Source organism: Psychroflexus torquis ATCC 700755 (assembly GCF_000153485.2).
Taxonomy (GTDB): Bacteria; Bacteroidota; Bacteroidia; order Flavobacteriales; family Flavobacteriaceae; genus Psychroflexus; species Psychroflexus torquis.
Map to the genome: position 1 here is coordinate 2096677 of NC_018721.1, position 15476 is coordinate 2112152.

Annotated in this window: 17 protein-coding genes; 6 read left to right on the top strand and 11 right to left on the bottom strand. The window is 34.2% G+C overall.

What is annotated here, in order from left to right; translation table 11 throughout:
- The first annotated feature begins 105 nt into the window (after positions 1 to 105).
- Positions 106 to 714, top strand: a complete 609-nt coding sequence (locus P700755_RS08960) for a superoxide dismutase (RefSeq protein WP_015024350.1) — start codon at positions 106 to 108, stop codon at positions 712 to 714.
- A 63-nt stretch (positions 715 to 777) separates the two neighbouring features.
- On the opposite strand, the gene P700755_RS08965 is transcribed toward P700755_RS08960, so the two are convergent.
- From P700755_RS08965 to P700755_RS08975, 3 genes are all read right to left on the bottom strand, one after another.
- Positions 778 to 1815 (bottom strand): glycosyltransferase family 9 protein, encoded by a 1038-nt coding sequence (locus tag P700755_RS08965; protein WP_015024351.1) that lies wholly within the window; start codon positions 1813 to 1815, stop codon positions 778 to 780.
- Position 1816: 1 nt separating this feature from the next.
- On the bottom strand, positions 1817 to 2425 hold the full coding sequence (locus P700755_RS08970) for a DUF4254 domain-containing protein (protein WP_015024352.1): 609 nt from the start codon (positions 2423 to 2425) through the stop codon (positions 1817 to 1819).
- 76 nt (positions 2426 to 2501) lie between these two features.
- On the bottom strand, positions 2502 to 3428 hold the full coding sequence (locus tag P700755_RS08975) for a DUF6427 family protein (protein ID WP_015024353.1): 927 nt from the start codon (positions 3426 to 3428) through the stop codon (positions 2502 to 2504).
- Positions 3429 to 3474: 46 nt separating this feature from the next.
- On the opposite strand from P700755_RS08975, the gene P700755_RS08980 reads away from it, so the two are divergent.
- Complete coding sequence (locus P700755_RS08980) at positions 3475 to 3723, top strand: DUF6341 family protein (RefSeq protein ID WP_015024354.1); 249 nt, start codon at positions 3475 to 3477, stop codon at positions 3721 to 3723.
- Here P700755_RS08980 and purD read toward each other — a convergent pair.
- On the bottom strand, positions 3715 to 4998 hold the full coding sequence (gene purD, locus P700755_RS08985) for a phosphoribosylamine--glycine ligase (RefSeq protein WP_015024355.1): 1284 nt from the start codon (positions 4996 to 4998) through the stop codon (positions 3715 to 3717). The genes P700755_RS08980 and purD overlap by 9 nt on opposite strands.
- 77 nt (positions 4999 to 5075) lie before the next feature.
- On the opposite strand from purD, the gene P700755_RS08990 reads away from it, so the two are divergent.
- Together P700755_RS08990 and pdeM are read left to right on the top strand one after the other, a co-directional pair.
- Positions 5076 to 5270, top strand: coding sequence for a hypothetical protein (locus P700755_RS08990; RefSeq protein WP_015024356.1), 195 nt, complete (start codon positions 5076 to 5078; stop codon positions 5268 to 5270).
- A 96-nt stretch (positions 5271 to 5366) separates the two neighbouring features.
- A complete protein-coding gene (gene pdeM, locus P700755_RS08995) occupies positions 5367 to 5996 on the top strand; it encodes a ligase-associated DNA damage response endonuclease PdeM (protein ID WP_015024357.1) in 630 nt (209 codons plus the stop codon).
- 2 nt (positions 5997 to 5998) lie between these two features.
- Here the strand turns inward: pdeM and P700755_RS09000 are convergent, their stop codons facing one another.
- The 3 genes from P700755_RS09000 to P700755_RS09010 all read right to left on the bottom strand — a co-directional run bounded on the left by P700755_RS09000 (position 5999) and on the right by P700755_RS09010 (position 7943).
- Positions 5999 to 6652, bottom strand: coding sequence for an HD domain-containing protein (locus tag P700755_RS09000; protein WP_015024358.1), 654 nt, complete (start codon positions 6650 to 6652; stop codon positions 5999 to 6001).
- A gap of 10 nt (positions 6653 to 6662) precedes the next feature.
- A complete protein-coding gene (locus P700755_RS09005) occupies positions 6663 to 7400 on the bottom strand; it encodes a lysophospholipid acyltransferase family protein (protein ID WP_015024359.1) in 738 nt (245 codons plus the stop codon).
- Positions 7401 to 7532: 132 nt separating this feature from the next.
- Positions 7533 to 7943, bottom strand: coding sequence for a BrxA/BrxB family bacilliredoxin (locus P700755_RS09010; RefSeq protein WP_015024360.1), 411 nt, complete (start codon positions 7941 to 7943; stop codon positions 7533 to 7535).
- A 149-nt stretch (positions 7944 to 8092) separates the two neighbouring features.
- Between P700755_RS09010 and P700755_RS09015 the strand changes: the two genes are divergently transcribed.
- Positions 8093 to 8869 (top strand): TerB family tellurite resistance protein, encoded by a 777-nt coding sequence (locus P700755_RS09015; protein ID WP_015024361.1) that lies wholly within the window; start codon positions 8093 to 8095, stop codon positions 8867 to 8869.
- 2 nt (positions 8870 to 8871) lie between these two features.
- Here the strand turns inward: P700755_RS09015 and recO are convergent, their stop codons facing one another.
- The 4 genes from recO to P700755_RS21300 all read right to left on the bottom strand — a co-directional run bounded on the left by recO (position 8872) and on the right by P700755_RS21300 (position 14026).
- Positions 8872 to 9591 (bottom strand): DNA repair protein RecO, encoded by a 720-nt coding sequence (gene recO / locus P700755_RS09020; RefSeq protein WP_015024362.1) that lies wholly within the window; start codon positions 9589 to 9591, stop codon positions 8872 to 8874.
- A 7-nt stretch (positions 9592 to 9598) separates the two neighbouring features.
- Entirely contained in the window at positions 9599 to 11890 is a 2292-nt protein-coding gene (gene porZ, locus P700755_RS09025) for a type IX secretion system anionic LPS delivery protein PorZ (protein ID WP_015024363.1), read from the bottom strand.
- A gap of 123 nt (positions 11891 to 12013) precedes the next feature.
- Complete coding sequence (gdhA, locus tag P700755_RS09030; RefSeq protein WP_015024364.1) at positions 12014 to 13363, bottom strand: NADP-specific glutamate dehydrogenase; 1350 nt, start codon at positions 13361 to 13363, stop codon at positions 12014 to 12016.
- 486 nt (positions 13364 to 13849) lie between these two features.
- Positions 13850 to 14026 (bottom strand): PLP-dependent transferase, encoded by a 177-nt coding sequence (locus P700755_RS21300; protein ID WP_157609273.1) that lies wholly within the window; start codon positions 14024 to 14026, stop codon positions 13850 to 13852.
- 508 nt (positions 14027 to 14534) lie between these two features.
- Between P700755_RS21300 and hemF the strand changes: the two genes are divergently transcribed.
- Positions 14535 to 15437 (top strand): oxygen-dependent coproporphyrinogen oxidase, encoded by a 903-nt coding sequence (gene hemF, locus P700755_RS09040; RefSeq protein ID WP_015024365.1) that lies wholly within the window; start codon positions 14535 to 14537, stop codon positions 15435 to 15437.
- The last annotated feature ends 39 nt before the right edge of the window (positions 15438 to 15476 follow it).

Genomic DNA, 15476 nt, shown 5'->3' on the forward strand with positions numbered 1-15476 from the left:
TTAGGGTGTATAATCTGTTTTAAGTAAATAATAACACCAAAAAAAGTAAAAACAAAGTCTTAATACTTACTTTTGGTTGCAATATATTAACAAAAAAATAAGATTATGGCTTTTGAATTACAAAAATTAGATTACGCTCATGACGCACTTGAGCCACATATTGATGCAAAAACGATGGAAATTCATCATGGTAAGCACCATGCTGGATACACCCAAAAATTAAATACTGCTTTAGAAGGTTCAGATTTGGAAGGCAGAACTATTGAAAACATACTTATAAATTTAGACCTATCCAATAATGCAGTGAGAAATAATGCAGGAGGTTTTTATAATCACAGTTTGTTTTGGAAAGTAATGTCTCCAAAAGGTGGTGGAAAACCATCTGGAGAATTAGCAAAAGCTATCGATGAATCTTTTGGATCTTTCGATTCTTTTAAAGATGCTTTCTCTACAGCTGCTGCAGGACAATTTGGTTCTGGATGGGCTTGGTTAACTGTCCATAGCGGTGGTAAGGTAGAGGTTTGCTCTACAGCAAATCAAGACAACCCATTGATGCCTAATGTAGGCCAAGGGGGAACACCTATTTTAGGATTGGATGTTTGGGAACATGCTTACTATTTAAACTATCAAAATAGAAGACCAGACTACATTAATGCATTTTTTAATGTTATCAACTGGGAAGAAGTTTCAAAACGCTATTCAGAAAATAAATAAGTCTTATAATTATTTATTAAAAAAGCTGCTTACATCTGTAAGCAGCTTTTTGGTTTTAATAGCCTAGTCTAAATAAGGTTTTAATGTTTGAAAGACCTCATTAGGAGTGATGTCGTGCATAACCTTCTTATAAGCGTTTACTTTTTTATTCCCATAAACTGAAGTTGGTAACAAAGGATATTTTTTTAAATCGGGTAATAATTGTTGATCTTCGGTTTGTCCATAGGGGGCAAACCCTGTATAAGGATGAGTTGCCCCCCACAAAGTGATAACATCTACTCCAAACATAGCTGCCAAATGTCCATTTCCACTATCCATAGACAGCATAACTTCTAAATTTGAAATGAGCTGTAATTCTTCAGGAAAACTAAACTTCCCTGCGATAGAATAACATTTCTTAAAATCTTTAGCAAGAGACTCCAAGCGTTTTCTTTCTTTTGACCCACCACCAAATAATAAAACTTGCACCCCTTTTTCATTCAATTTTGTAATGACCTGCTTCATAAGCTTTAAAGGGTATTGTTTTGGAGAATGTGCTGCAAACGGCGCTATACCAATCCATTTCTGAGAGGTGTCTAGTTCCTTAGAGGAAGACATAGCTTTAGAGAGAACGAGTCTTTGCTTCTTTATTTGAAAAGTTTTATCTAAAGGCAAATTCAGGTTCTTGAATACCTCTGCATAACGCCTGTGTGTAGATTTCAGAGGTCTGAAAATTTTATTATTTGCGCGTGTTAAAGCTTTTTTCTCTGCTCGACCTTTGTATATCCTGTAATAGTCATGCCCCTTAACTTTTAAAAACCCACATAAAATGCGAGACCTTAAAACATTGTGCAAATCTGCAATAGAATCAAATTCTAAACGATGAAGGCTTTTCGCCAATACCCAAAGTCCAGAAATTCCTTTATGTTTAGTTTTTACTTCTGCTTTTACTACTTGCACCCTATCTAAATGCTCGAAAATAGAGGCGAAAAATGGTTTTGTAAGAACAGTGATTTTTAATTTTGGATACGTTTCTAGGAGCTGTTTTAAGACTGGTACAGTCATAGCTACATCTCCCATAGCAGATAAGCGTATAACTAGGATGTGTCTTGGGTGTTTCATGTTAGCGCTTACTTCTCAAGACAGGATTCATTTCATCGTCATTGTACATCTTCATTTGCTTGTAGACCTTCATATACTTATCGCCTACTTTTATGTCCTCCAAAAGTTGATCTATAGAAAGCGACAGATTTTTTCTCTGCTCCAATAAAACATCAAGTTTCGCTTTACATGCCATTTGATGTTTCACAGAAGCATCAGTTCTGTTAGCCTCTTCATTCATATGGTAAATCTTTAAGGCTAAAATAGAAAGCCTGTCAATTCCCCAGGCTGGACTTTCAGTATTGATTTTGGCATCGGGTTTAGGTACTAGATCATCAAATAAATCCAAAAAATAACTGTCCACATATTCTACGGTGTCTGTTCTATCTTGGTTGGAAGCATCAATTTTTCTTTTAAGAATTAAAGCCTTTTCAGGAGAAATATTAGGGTCTCTTATTAAATCTTCATAATGCCATTGGACTGTGTCTATCCAGCATTTTCTATATAGCAAGTGTTCTATAAGAGAGTCTTTTCTGTCGAATGGGTTAGCGAATTCTTGATGGACTTCATCTTTAACGTGATAAGTTTCAATAACCTGATTGAATATTCTATTTGCTTTTTCTGAAAACATAAGATGAATTTTTATTAATTCAGGCTAATATACCAAGTGTTTTTAAAACAAGCTTACTTAAACGTTTTAGACTCCATTAAATTATGGAAGAAAAAACTATACCGCCAAGCATAAGAGCGTAAAAAACTTCTTTGATCCACTTTTTGGTAGAGTTTAGTTGGAAGTAATTCCCTATTAAAATAGATAAAGGAAAAATAAGATAAATAATATCCACAGAAATTGAAGTCTCGTTAAGTATAAGTACTGCAAGAGATACAACCAAGAAAACTAATACGAGGCTTATACTTTCCCTTACATGGAGTTTTGAACGATTGTAAATCTTCGGAAATTGAATAATAATCCATAACAAGAACAACAGAGACAAGCTTAATAAAAAACTGTATTTAAAATTGGTGAAAGGGTTTTCTATACTACTAAAACGAGGTAGATAAATGGAGTAGTTTAAGAAGCTATTTTCTATTATTAAAATAAAAGAGGTATACATAACAAAAGCTACAATAATACCGAACAAAGGTATGATGAAGTGTCTATAATTTTGTGAAGCATACATGATGACTCCTAAATAGATGAAAATTAAAAATAAGAGATGAAAAGGGTCAAAGAGAATTGAAATCATCAATAAAAATCCAGAGTCAAAAATCTTCTGCTTTACATCTTTATTTGTTTTTAAACTTAAAATTTTTCTCATCGAGAGGAGTAAAAATAAATAGCTTAAAATAAACTCAGAAGATCTCAACAATTCAGGGAAGGCAATGCTTAAAAAGACAAAGATCGACACTGCATAGGTGTTTGATTTATGAATCTTATTGCGTTTTACCATAAAATTGAGCAGGAAAATGATGAACAAAAAAACGGCTAATAAGCCTATTTTATTAACGATGAAGCTCGTGCTCACTTCTACAGATTTCGATAGAAAATTTTCAATAAAAAAAGCCACAGTAAACAAGATGCTAATGATAGTAAAAGCAATGGGTTTTGAATGACTAAAAAACCTTGTTAGCATAGTCTAATTTGTTACTTTTGTAAAGTAAATATAATATACCACAGACATGAAGGATTTTTTTGAAAGTATTGCAAGTTTATTTCAAGATGTGTTGTTTTTACCTTACGACGCTCTTAGAGAATTACAGGAAGATTCTTGGTGGGCCGCTAATGGATTGAACTTTTTCTTCATATTCATCGTTTTTGTTGCTTTTCTTTATTGGATGAAGCAACTAAAAAATGCTGATGATAATCATAAAGAAGACAAAAGCGTTAAGGCTCATTCATTTTTAGGAAAGGATGCGGAATTAGACTAAGTCTTGTCCCAGATCTCTTCTAAAATATTTTTTATCGAAGTTGATGTTTTCTACATTTTTATAGGCTGTTTGTAAAGCGTCATGAAAATTATCATCAAAAGCAGTAACTGCCAATACACGACCACCGTTAGTTATAACTTGGTCGTTTTTGTTTTTGGTACCAGCATGACAAATAAATAGATCGTCTGTATTTTTAATATTTTCTAGACCAGTTATAACTTTCCCTTTCTCATAGGACTCTGGGTACCCTCCGGACACCAACATCACTGTTGAAGCATATTTAGGATCTATTTCTAACTCTATTTCAGAAATAGACCCTTCGCAGGTTTTTGAAAGTAGGTCAAGTAAGTCGTTTTTAATTCTTGGGATGACAACTTCGGTCTCTGGATCACCTAATCTTACATTGTATTCTACAACAAAGGGTTTATCTCCAACTTTCATTAATCCTATAAATAAGAAGCCTATATAGTTTATATTTTCCTTATATAAGCCATCTATACTAGGTTTCACGACTTCTTCATCCACTTTTTTCATAAAAGCTTCATCAGCAAATGGGACAGGAGAAATGGCACCCATACCACCCGTGTTTAGTCCAGTGTCTCCTTCTCCTATGCGTTTATAATCTTTAGCATTGGGAAGTGTGAGGTAATGTTTACCATCTGTTAATACAAAAACACTCAGTTCTATTCCTTTTAAAAATTCTTCTATGACTACCTTTTCCGAAGCTTTACCAAACTTATTGTTGGTCAACATGTTTTCAAGTTCATCTTGAGCCTCTTTAAGGCTATTTAATATAAGGACTCCTTTTCCTCCAGCAAGTCCATCTGCTTTTAGCACATAAGGAGGTTGCATGGTTGTTAAAAATACTTTACCAGCTTCCAAACTGTCTTTATCAAAACTTTGGTAGGCCGCCGTGGGTACATTATGGGCTTTCATAAACTCCTTTGCGCGTTTTTTACTTCCCTCAAGTAAAGCTCCATATTTAGAAGGGCCAACAATTTTCAAATTGGAAAACTCACTTCTATCGTCAAAATAATCTTTAATCCCTTCAACTAAGGGAGCTTCAGGGCCAACAATCAACATATCGATTTGGTGCTTTTTCACGGCTAGAGCTATCTCCTGAAAATTGAGAATATCCAATTCGAGATTTATAGAACATTGTGCGGTTCCAGCATTACCAGGAGCAACATATAAACTTTTACAAGAAGGACTTTGTGCTATTTTATAAGCTAAGGTGTGTTCGCGGCCACCGCTACCAAGGATTAAAACATTCATGAGTTTATAAACTAAAATTATGCTCCAAAAGTAAATGTTTGTAAATTGCTTGACTAATTAAAAGCATCGAAATTTCTGTGAATAGATTCAAAAAATTATTAAGTTTAAAAGGCCTTCTCATCCAGAAAGCTGAAAAGGAACAGGAGTCAATTTTAAATAGTTATCTAGACTATATCCATAGTAAACGCATGGAAACTTTCAATTATCACTTGGAACATATTATAACCGACCCTTTTTCTATAAAAAAATATCAAGTCAGTTTTTGGGATTGAATTTATGTGATGATTAAAGCTGATTTACAGAAACTTTTATCAGACCGACTAGGTAAAACCTAAAGAACTATTCATTATAATTATAAATACGACACAGTGAAGCTTACTTACGGCAATTCTCAGTTTATTATGCATTCCAGTGGAAGCTTGTATTGGCCTTCCAAGAAAGTCCTTCTTATTGCAGATGTTCATTTTGGAAAGATCGACCATTTTCGCAAAAATGGAAGTGCCCTACCAAATGAAGTCAGCTTAGAAAATTTTAAAAAATTAGATCGGGTGATTGAGGAATTTCAACCGAAAGGCGTCATTTTTTTAGGAGATTTATTCCATTCTACTCAGAACAGAGATTGGGATAGATTTACTGCTTGGGTAAAGGAGCAAAGCGTAAAGATGACATTGATAGTGGGTAACCACGATATTATCCCTTTATACTATTTTGAAGATTTAGGTATTAAGGTTGCTTTGTCTTTAAACATAGACACCTTATTTCTGTCTCATCATCCAGAGGAAAAGCTAGGGTTTTGGAATATATGTGGACATATACATCCTGGTTACAGATTAAGAGGTGAAGGAAAGCAACAGCTAAAATTATCTTGTTTTTATAAAAAAGAATACCAATTGATTTTACCAGCTTTCGGGGCTTTTACAGGTCATTTTTTGATTGAGCCAGAAGAAAATGAAGATGTTTTTGTCCTTGCAGAAAATGAGGTGTTATCGCTTAGATAACTTTAGAGTTCACCATGCCATTCTTTATAAAACTGATCTAGATAGCTAACCATATAATTATGCCGCTTTTCAGCAATTGATTTTGCGGAATTGGTATTCATCTTGTCTTTAAGCAATAATAATTTCTCATAAAAATGATTGATGGTTGGTGAATTAGACTTCTTATAGTCTTCCTTGCTTTGCTGGGGATGAGCAGGAACGCTGGGATCGTAAATGGGATTGTTTTTGAATCCACCAAAATTAAAAGTTCTTGCAATGCCTATTGCTCCAAGAGCATCCAATCGATCTGCATCCTGGACAATTTCAAGTTCCTTAGAATGGAAGTCACTATGCGAATGTCCTCCTTTATAAGAGACATTTTCTATAATCTTAATAACATGCTCTAGATCTTTTTGCTCTATAGGTTGAGTCTCTAAGAAAGCCCGAGCCTTTTGGGGTCCTATTTCTTCATTTCCTCCATGAAATTTTGAATCTGCAATGTCATGGAGTAAGCTGGCGACTTCTACAATAAATGAGTTCGTAGTTTCAGATTTTAAAATGTGTTTGGCATTGGTATAAACTCGTAAAATATGAAACCAATCATGACCACCTTCAGCCTCTTTAAGACTGTCTTGGACAAAGTTTTTGGTATTGGAAATAACGAGTACTTCTGACATAAATTGAGATCTAATTTTTTTGGACTTGACCGGATATTTGTTCTTCTAAAAGTTCAATTAACTCTGGAATTTTAAAATTCTTGGCCTCATGAGGTTTTAGGACTTCAAGTTTTAAAAAGACACCAACACCTAAAGGGAACATACCGTGATGCTGAAGTTTCCATGAGTTGTTTACACAAACAGGAACGACTACAGCTTCTGGACAAGTCTCTAATAAAGCGATAAGACCTTTGCTTGCAAACTTTTTGATTTGCCCTGTTTTGCTTCGGGTACCTTCAGGAAATATGACAGCGGATCGCTTGGTTTCTGATATATATATTCCTAGTTTTTTGATTTCTCCTAAAGCTTGCGTAGCATTTTTTCTATCTATTAGGACAGAACCTCCATGTCTTAAATTATAAGAAATAGAGGGAACACCTTTAGCCAATTCTTTTTTACTGATGAACTTGGGATGTAGTTTCCTCATGTACCAAATAAGTGGAGGAAGATCAAACATGCTTTGGTGATTACAAACAATAATATGTGGACGGTCTGTTTCAAAAGTAAAGCTATTAGTATACTGAAAGCGCGTACCCACAATATTTAAACAACGCAAAAGGAAAAAGTTTAAAATATCTACACTTTTTTTGTGGGCTTGATAACCAAAGGCATTAAACGCAATCCATTGGTAAGCGTGAAAAACTAAAAGTGTTAAACCGAAAAATAAATAGAATATAACTGAAAGACTATATGAGAAGACTTTTTTCATCAATTGAATGCTGTAATGAATAGAGTTTAAAATTACGATTTACCTATAAATATCTGGCTAAACTAGATTTAAAATTCAGCTATAAAAAAAGCCATTTTCAATGAAAATGGCTTTTTAAAAATTTGATTGTTCTTAACAATGCTTGTTATAAGCATCCATAAGGTTATCTGCAATCAATTCTGCAGGTCTACCTTCGATATGATGTCTTTCTAGCATGTGAACGAGCTCTCCGTTTTTGAAAAGTGCCATAGATGGTGAACTTGGAGGGAACGGTACCATTTTAGATCTTGCTTCATCTGTAGCTTCTTTATCTACTCCAGCGAAAACAGTAACAAGATGATCTGGGAATTTAGAATTTTTTAAAGATTTTATAGCTCCAGGTCTAGCATTTGCCGCTGCACATCCGCAAACTGAATTGACCACAACCAAGGTTGTTCCTTCTTTGGCTATAGCTATATCAACATCAGCTTTGCTTCTTAATTCATTAAAACCTACAGAGATAAGTTCCTGCTCCATTGGTTTCACTAATTCTGGTGGATACATATGATTAATTTTTTAATTTATATTCATTATAAACACAAATGTATAAAAAAGTCTTCTATCTCTCTTGGTCTTAACATAATGATTTCAATTCTATTAGTGACCGTTTAATCTATCTTAAAAACACTAACTTTTTAGAGATAAATTCAATGATGATTTTATATTTGTATTCTAAATTCTATAGTTTGAAGTGGATAGGTGCCATTCTTGGCTTTTTTTACATGCGTTTTGGAGGTGCTATCTTGGGCTTCATCATCGGTTCTATTTTAGATAGAATTTTTTCTAGCTCTTCAACAGGCAGAGGAGGGGCCTTTGGAAAAGTATTTCAAGATCAAAAGGGAGAAGTCTCCTCTGGAGATTTTGAACTTAATTTGCTCTCTTTGGCCTCTTTAGTCATAAGAGCAGATGGTAAAGTTACTCAAAAGGAAATGGATTATGTAAGGTTGTATTTTGTTCAATCTTATGGAAAGGAAAGAGCCAATGCAACCTTCAGAACTTTTAATGATGTCATTAAAGACAGGGAGATTTCCGTCCCTAGAATTTGTGAATACCTTAGACCAAGAGTTCGTTATGAGGTTAGGCTTCAAATTCTTCACTTTCTTTTTAATATCTCCAATGCAGATGGACATGTCTCTGAGTCCGAACTACAAGTACTGCTTTCTATCTCTCAAAATCTTCGGGTAGCTAATTCAGATTTTGAAAGCATAAAAGCCATGTTCTTCAAATCTGCGGACAATGCTTATAAAATATTGGAAATTGAAAAATCTGCTTCAGATTCTGAGCTTAAGAAAGCTTATAGAACTATGGCTAAGAAATACCATCCAGATAAGTTACAACACATGGACCAAGCCTATCAAAAGGGTGCTCAAGAAAAATTCAATAAGGTTCAAGAAGCTTACGAACAAATTCAGAAAGAAAGAGGCTTATAGTTTTAAAAGAGTTGTTGTAAAATTTCCAGAGATTTAGGCTTTCTAAACCCTTGCAACTGTAATTCATAATAGAGCATCATAAAGTCTAGAAAACTCTTTCTTCTCTCTTGGTTTAGTTTTAAATTTTCAGCTTCTCCATAGTTTTCGAGTTTCATCAATTCTTTTAATAAAACTGAATTTGTATTATTGAAAGAGTACATATTATATTCTTTAAGCTGAAAAACACCATTTAACATATCAAAATAGGGAAAGGCTTCACTGCTTTGATCTGGAGAAAATCCTAAAAAACTAGTTAGTTTCACTATAAAATGTAGGTGGAAATTTTTAATTGAATCTACTTGATCTAGATAGATAAGACTCTCCTTTAGAAACTGGAATAGGCTTTCATTTTTTTCCTCTTCTTGGATACTGCTTTTTAAAACTTCAGCCAGAAACATCACAACGGTAGATTTGAAGATATCAGTATGTAAAGTTTGTAAAGGATAATCTACTTTTACTTCTTTTAAATATTGTAAATTTTTGTTTTCTTTATAGGTAGCTTCAATTTCTAAGAGAGTCAATGGCTGAAACAAAGAGACTCTCATCCTTCCTTTTTTCGATTTCCGAATCCCTTTCAGCATAAAGGAAACTACTCCTTTTTCAAGCGTAAAACATTTTACAATTAAATCTGCCTCCCCAAATTTTACATTTGAAATGACAATGGCTTTTGTTTTAAGTTGCATTTTTAGGCTATCGTATAATCATTATTTTCCCAACCTTCGTTTTAATTTGATCTTCACCTGTCACTACAATAAAGTATACGCCCGATGCGACTTTATGCTTTCCAAAAGCTCTAGTATCCCATTGAAGAGATCCACCATCAACAAACTCTTCAAACACTAGATTACCACTAACATCTGTAATTTTAACATTAGCTCCATTAGTGAGTCCGTCTATAGTGACAAGTCCAGTGTAGTTTGGTCTTACAGGATTAGGATATGCTCTTAAGTTTTCTAGAGTTTCATTTCCTGAGGTAACTCGGCTAGAATAAGATAATAACCCACTCGGAGTACCAAAGAAAACTTCACCTGTAGCTTGATTAATCTCTACCGTTCTAATGCTATTGGTAGGAAGCGGAGAATTTTCAACATTAAAAATATTTAAAATGTCTTGACCGTTTGCAGAAACTTGAAAGACTCCTGAATCTGCCGTAGAAATCCATTTGTTGTTAGCGCCATCTGTAGTAATATCTGTAATAAACTGCTCAAAAAGTAACTCTTGTGGTAGACCATCTACATCTTCTATGATAATTGGGGAGACGCTTACATTTTGACTTTCGTTAAAAATAGCAGTCGGATTCGACATCACCCTTAGACCTGCTTGAGTACCAATCCATAAACGAGAATTTTCGTCTATTTCTAAAGCTGTAATATTAGGATTGGCATTGAAGGTGTCAGGAAATTCCACACCTTGTATATTACTAGAAATTAAAGCCGAGGTTCCTGTACTTGCGCTGTAAGCGACTACTCCATCTCCAAGGGTTCCTATAAAAATATTGTTATTGTTATCGATGACCATTTTTGAAGATGAGGTCTCTGTTGGATTTAAGTAACCGTTCGACATGTCGATATTTACAAATTCCCCATTAGCATTTAAGCGTTTCAGTTGGTTTTCTGCAATTGAATTGGTGAAGTACAAATTACCTTGGGTGTCAAATACACTAGCGCCTATCCTATTGTCGTTGAGGTTGCTAGGAACTCCTTCAATAATACTGTTGGAAGAATCATATTGTTGGACGAGTTCATTATTTTCAATCTCTAAAAGCCCATCGAAGTAACTGCTTACAAAAACACGATTGGGATTTGACGGGTCAATTGAGACATTAGAAAGCTCTCTTGCATTATTTAAATCCTCCACATCAATATTTATCCATTCCCCATCTTTAAGGTGGCTAAGGCCTCTAGAATTTAAAGGGAAAGGGTTTAAAAACTGATCAAATTCCCCAAATGTGATCCAAAGATCATTAGACGTTGATTCCAGACTGAAAATTCTATTTAATAAAGGTCCAGCTGGACTCAATTCTGAAAATGTAGCTGTAGTGGAGTTCTGAAGATTTAGAAGACCTAGACTACTATGTCCCAAAAAATAGTGTCCATTACTAGATACCGATGTGTTTATGGAAAACTCTGTATTTTGAAGTTGGTCTATAAAAGCTTCTATATTAAGTTCAGAATTAAAAGCTAATACTTGATTAGCAGCGGTGATAACAAGTTGGCCTCCACTTACGTTGAAGCCAATAACGTTTGAACCTGCATCCCCAAAAACAGAAGTATTTCCATTTTCTAATGTAGAAATTGTGTTGTTATTTCTCAGTCCAAAAATAGTATTAGAAAAATTTAAAATACCTTTCCAATTCCCTGTATATTCAGTTTTCCAAGCCTCAAAATCTATCAAATTGGGATTTGTAATATCCGCAGATTTAATGCCCTCTAGACTTGTGGCTGCGTAGATTTTCTCCTCTAAAATGGTAATCTGATTGATTTGAATTTGGCTTCCATTCTCTCCTATAAAAAAAGAGTCTTCAAATTCTAGATTTTGAAGACTGTATTCAGCAATCCCAAAATCGGTAGAAATATATAACTTGCCTTCAAATTCAAAAAAATGGTTGATGCGTTTATTGTTTGGCGATATTGAAATTTTATCTCTAATATCAACCACCGAAAATATGTTTTGGTTGTTATCCATCACAATTTGAATAAGACCATCCTCGTAACCAATACAGGTTAAGCCATAGTTTTTTGAATGGTAAATTTTAGAGATTTTATTACCCGATAAGCCTTCTATTGAGGTCACTGTTTGGATGCTTTGAGTAGGAATGTCGTAAATGAAATAGGCGTTCTCTGCAGCAGCATAAACCTTGTTATCGCTTTCATCTAAATCTGTAATATTGTAATAAGAGAAGTAACCTTTCCACCGATCGGAAAAGTCTTGGCTTAAAACAATAGAGGGAAAAATAAGAAAGATTAAAACAAAATTCTTCATTGGTATAAAGTCTGGGGCTTTAAAACTTATAAAAAGGTGAATTTATTGTAAAAAAATCAGTTCTGAATAAAAAAGCCAGTTGAAGTTATCTCGAACTGGCTTAATAGTATAAAAAATTTTAGATTATACAGCTCCTTGTGCAATCATAGCATCAGCTACTTTTACAAAACCAGCGATATTTGCACCTTTTACATAGTTAATTTGAGCACCGTCGCTTTCGCCATATTTTACGCAAGCCTCATGAATATCACTCATGATTTGCTTGAGCTTAGCATCTACTTCTTCCGCACTCCAATTGTAACGCATTGAATTTTGAGACATTTCCAAACCAGAAACGGAAACACCTCCAGCGTTGGATGCTTTACCTGGAGCAAAAATGACACCTTCCTTATGGAAATGCTCTACAGCTTCGGGCGTACATGGCATATTCGCCCCTTCAGTAACTGCTTTTATTTTTTTGTTAACAAGCTTGAAAGCATCGTCTTCATTCAATTCATTTTGGGTTGCACATGGTAAGGCGACATCAATTTCAGCAGCGACATCCCATGGTTTTTTACCTTCAAAAAATTGAACATGATCAAACTCATCAGCCATTTCATCAATGCGACCACGTCTCTCATTCTTGAGATCTTGGAGGTAATCAAATTCCTTGGAGTGGAAACCATTTTCACTATAAACATAGCCAGTTGAGTCTGATAATGTCACAACAATAGCACCTAATTGAATGGCCTTTTGAAAAGCATACTGAGCTACATTACCTGAACCAGAAATAGCTATTTTTTTACCTTTTAAATCATCATTTTTACGATTTAGCATTTCTTGGGTAAAGTAAACAACACCATAGCCAGTGGCTTCTGGACGTATAAGAGATCCTCCAAAAGAGGGGCCTTTACCAGTTAAAATGCCAGTAAATTCATTTTGAATGCGTTTGTACTGGCCAAAAAGATAGCCAATTTCTCTGCCTCCAACACCCATATCTCCTGCAGGCACATCTGTATTGTTACCGATATGTCTGTATAATTCTGTCATAAAGCTTTGGCAGAAACGCATAACTTCATTGTCTGATTTTCCTTTAGGGTCAAAATCAGATCCACCTTTACCGCCTCCCATAGGTAGAGTAGTAAGGCTGTTTTTAAAGACTTGTTCAAAAGCTAGAAACTTTAAAATACTTAAATTTACAGAAGGGTGAAATCTAAGCCCTCCTTTATAAGGTCCTATTGCAGAGTTCATTTGGACTCTAAAGCCTCTATTAACTTGAATGTCTCCTTGGTCATCTATCCAAGTTACTCTAAACATAATTACCCGTTCCGGCTCGACCATTCGCTCTAGAAGCTTATGGTTTTTATATTTAGGATTATTTTCCATAAAAGGAATAATAGTTTCTGCAACTTCGTGGACTGCTTGTAAAAATTCAGGCTGGTTTGAATTCCTTTGAGATACAGTATTTAAAAATTCTTTGAGTTCTTTATTCATTTTGTTATTCTTATTATAAAGATGATTTTTTAATGGTTTCGCAAAGATATAATTTCGATTTTAGAGATAACATAAAAATCGATTAATATTTGTTTGATTTCTAAGAGCTTACATCTCTTGTTTTAAACTTTTTTATCATCTTGGTTTTGTTTTTCTATAACTGTTTGTAATAGACCTTTATAAATCAATATCAAACTTTATCCTATCACTGTCTTTTCATTATTTCCAATCTCAGGAACCTCCAAATTTCATACTCAAGTCTATCATGAAGTTGTCATTATGGTTGGCCTGGTTTCTTTCAGTGCTCACTATAGTTTAATGCCAAATTAAACTTATAATGTCGCAATAAATCGTTTCTTTTTGCCTTGAGTTTTATCAAAAATAATTTCCGTAACTAATGCTATGCTAATTATTTTAACCTCAATCAATCAAAAAACCTGTGCTACGTCATTAAAAATTTAATTTGGTATTAGTTATTTAGCAAAACTATGTATGACGATATCTACACCAAAATCTAAGGGCTCTGTAAGTAGGCGGTTGCAAAAGTACATTATGTTTTTTAGCGAAGGCTTTAATATCTGTAACATTCATTATAGGGTTTGTAGGGATTTCTGCCCAAATCAATTTAGTATTGTTTGTTTTATAATAGTCAATAGTTTCCATCCTTTGTATCTCTATTAAGTGATATGTTTTGCCTAAATTTTCATATTAATATTGAACAATCTACAAGTTCTACTAGATAAGTCATTGGTAGAAATGATATCATCACTAGGTTTTTAAAGTTTTTATAATAGCTGCTATAGCTGAAAGTCTTTGAGCAAAAGACCAACCTTTGCTTAGCGTTTTCATTAGAGGAGATATATTTTTCTAAGACAGAATAGATTGAATTCTCACTTCTAGAATATTCGAAACTCTCTTGGCTTCAAGGTATCCTTTGACTACAGGTAAACGTTTGATAAATTGGAATCATAACAGATACATAAGTTGGATCGATACCCTGTTGACTTCCATGTGTAGGTTTGGTATTAAATTTTACATGAAAATAGTTCACGATAAATGTAAAGGTCGTTGTCTTAAATTGCCACTGCGGATTTTAGTTTTCCTATTCTTAACAAACATCAGTGATTTAGGTTTTAAAATCTTTATTTTGCAATTACTTTAAAGATATAAAATGAAAGATAAATTCTATAATTATATACAAAACCTTCAGGATACAATCACTTCCAAGCTTGAGTCTGTGGACGGCACTGCAACTTTTTTTGAAGATATCTGGGAACGGAAAGAAGGAGGAGGAGGGCGGACACGTGTGATTGAAAATGGCTCTGTTTTTGAAAAAGGAGGGGTGAATATTTCTGCAGTTCACGGAGACTTACCAGAAGCTATGCAAAATTACTTTAATGTTCAGGATTGTGATTTTTTTGCCTGTGGAATTAGTATAGTTCTTCATCCAAAAAACCCAATGGTCCCTACAGTTCATGCCAACTTCAGATATTTTGAGATGTATAATAAGCACGGAAAAGTTGTGGATCAGTGGTTTGGAGGAGGGCAAGATTTAACACCTTACTATCTTTTTGAAGAGGATGTCATACATTTTCATAGAGTTTCAAAATTGGCCTGCGATCCTTTTGGTGCAGATCTTTATCCGGATTATAAAGACAATTGTGATCGGTATTTTTGGAATGCTCATAGAAATGAAGCTCGAGGTGTAGGAGGCTTGTTTTTTGATTATTTAAAACCAACGTCAAAGCGAAGCCTAGAGGAGATTTATAATTTTATCACAGCTTGTGGTGATCGCTTTTTGGAGGCATATGTCCCAATAGTCGAAGCTAGAAAAACACTAGATTACACAAAAGAGCAAAGAAATTGGCAAGAGATAAGAAGAGGCCGTTATGTAGAGTTTAATCTTGTGCACGATAAAGGCACTTTGTTTGGTCTTAAAACAAATGGTAGAATCGAAAGCATTTTGATGAGTCTTCCACCACATGTCCAGTGGCAATACAATCACCACCCAGCATCTGGTTCTGAAGAGGAAATTTTACTTAAAGTTTTACAGAGTCCAAAAAGTTGGATATAAAAAAAAAGGCTGCTTTTAGAAAAGCAGCCTTTTTTGGTT

Excerpts from the sequence above, each read along its gene's own strand:
- P700755_RS08960 (WP_015024350.1), top strand. The coding sequence starts at position 106 with ATGGCTTTTGAATTACAAAAATTAGATTACGCTCATGACGCACTTGAG.
- P700755_RS08965 (WP_015024351.1), bottom strand. The coding sequence starts at position 1,815 with ATGAAACACCCAAGACACATCCTAGTTATACGCTTATCTGCTATGGGA.
- P700755_RS08970 (WP_015024352.1), bottom strand. The coding sequence starts at position 2,425 with ATGTTTTCAGAAAAAGCAAATAGAATATTCAATCAGGTTATTGAAACT.
- P700755_RS08975 (WP_015024353.1), bottom strand. The coding sequence starts at position 3,428 with ATGCTAACAAGGTTTTTTAGTCATTCAAAACCCATTGCTTTTACTATC.
- P700755_RS08980 (WP_015024354.1), top strand. The coding sequence starts at position 3,475 with ATGAAGGATTTTTTTGAAAGTATTGCAAGTTTATTTCAAGATGTGTTG.
- purD (WP_015024355.1), bottom strand. The coding sequence starts at position 4,998 with ATGAATGTTTTAATCCTTGGTAGCGGTGGCCGCGAACACACCTTAGCT.
- P700755_RS09000 (WP_015024358.1), bottom strand. The coding sequence starts at position 6,652 with ATGTCAGAAGTACTCGTTATTTCCAATACCAAAAACTTTGTCCAAGAC.
- P700755_RS09005 (WP_015024359.1), bottom strand. The coding sequence starts at position 7,400 with ATGAAAAAAGTCTTCTCATATAGTCTTTCAGTTATATTCTATTTATTT.
- P700755_RS09010 (WP_015024360.1), bottom strand. The coding sequence starts at position 7,943 with ATGTATCCACCAGAATTAGTGAAACCAATGGAGCAGGAACTTATCTCT.
- P700755_RS09015 (WP_015024361.1), top strand. The coding sequence starts at position 8,093 with ATGATTTTATATTTGTATTCTAAATTCTATAGTTTGAAGTGGATAGGT.
- recO (WP_015024362.1), bottom strand. The coding sequence starts at position 9,591 with ATGCAACTTAAAACAAAAGCCATTGTCATTTCAAATGTAAAATTTGGG.
- porZ (WP_015024363.1), bottom strand. The coding sequence starts at position 11,890 with ATGAAGAATTTTGTTTTAATCTTTCTTATTTTTCCCTCTATTGTTTTA.
- gdhA (WP_015024364.1), bottom strand. The coding sequence starts at position 13,363 with ATGAATAAAGAACTCAAAGAATTTTTAAATACTGTATCTCAAAGGAAT.
- P700755_RS21300 (WP_157609273.1), bottom strand. The coding sequence starts at position 14,026 with ATGGAAACTATTGACTATTATAAAACAAACAATACTAAATTGATTTGG.
- hemF (WP_015024365.1), top strand. The coding sequence starts at position 14,535 with ATGAAAGATAAATTCTATAATTATATACAAAACCTTCAGGATACAATC.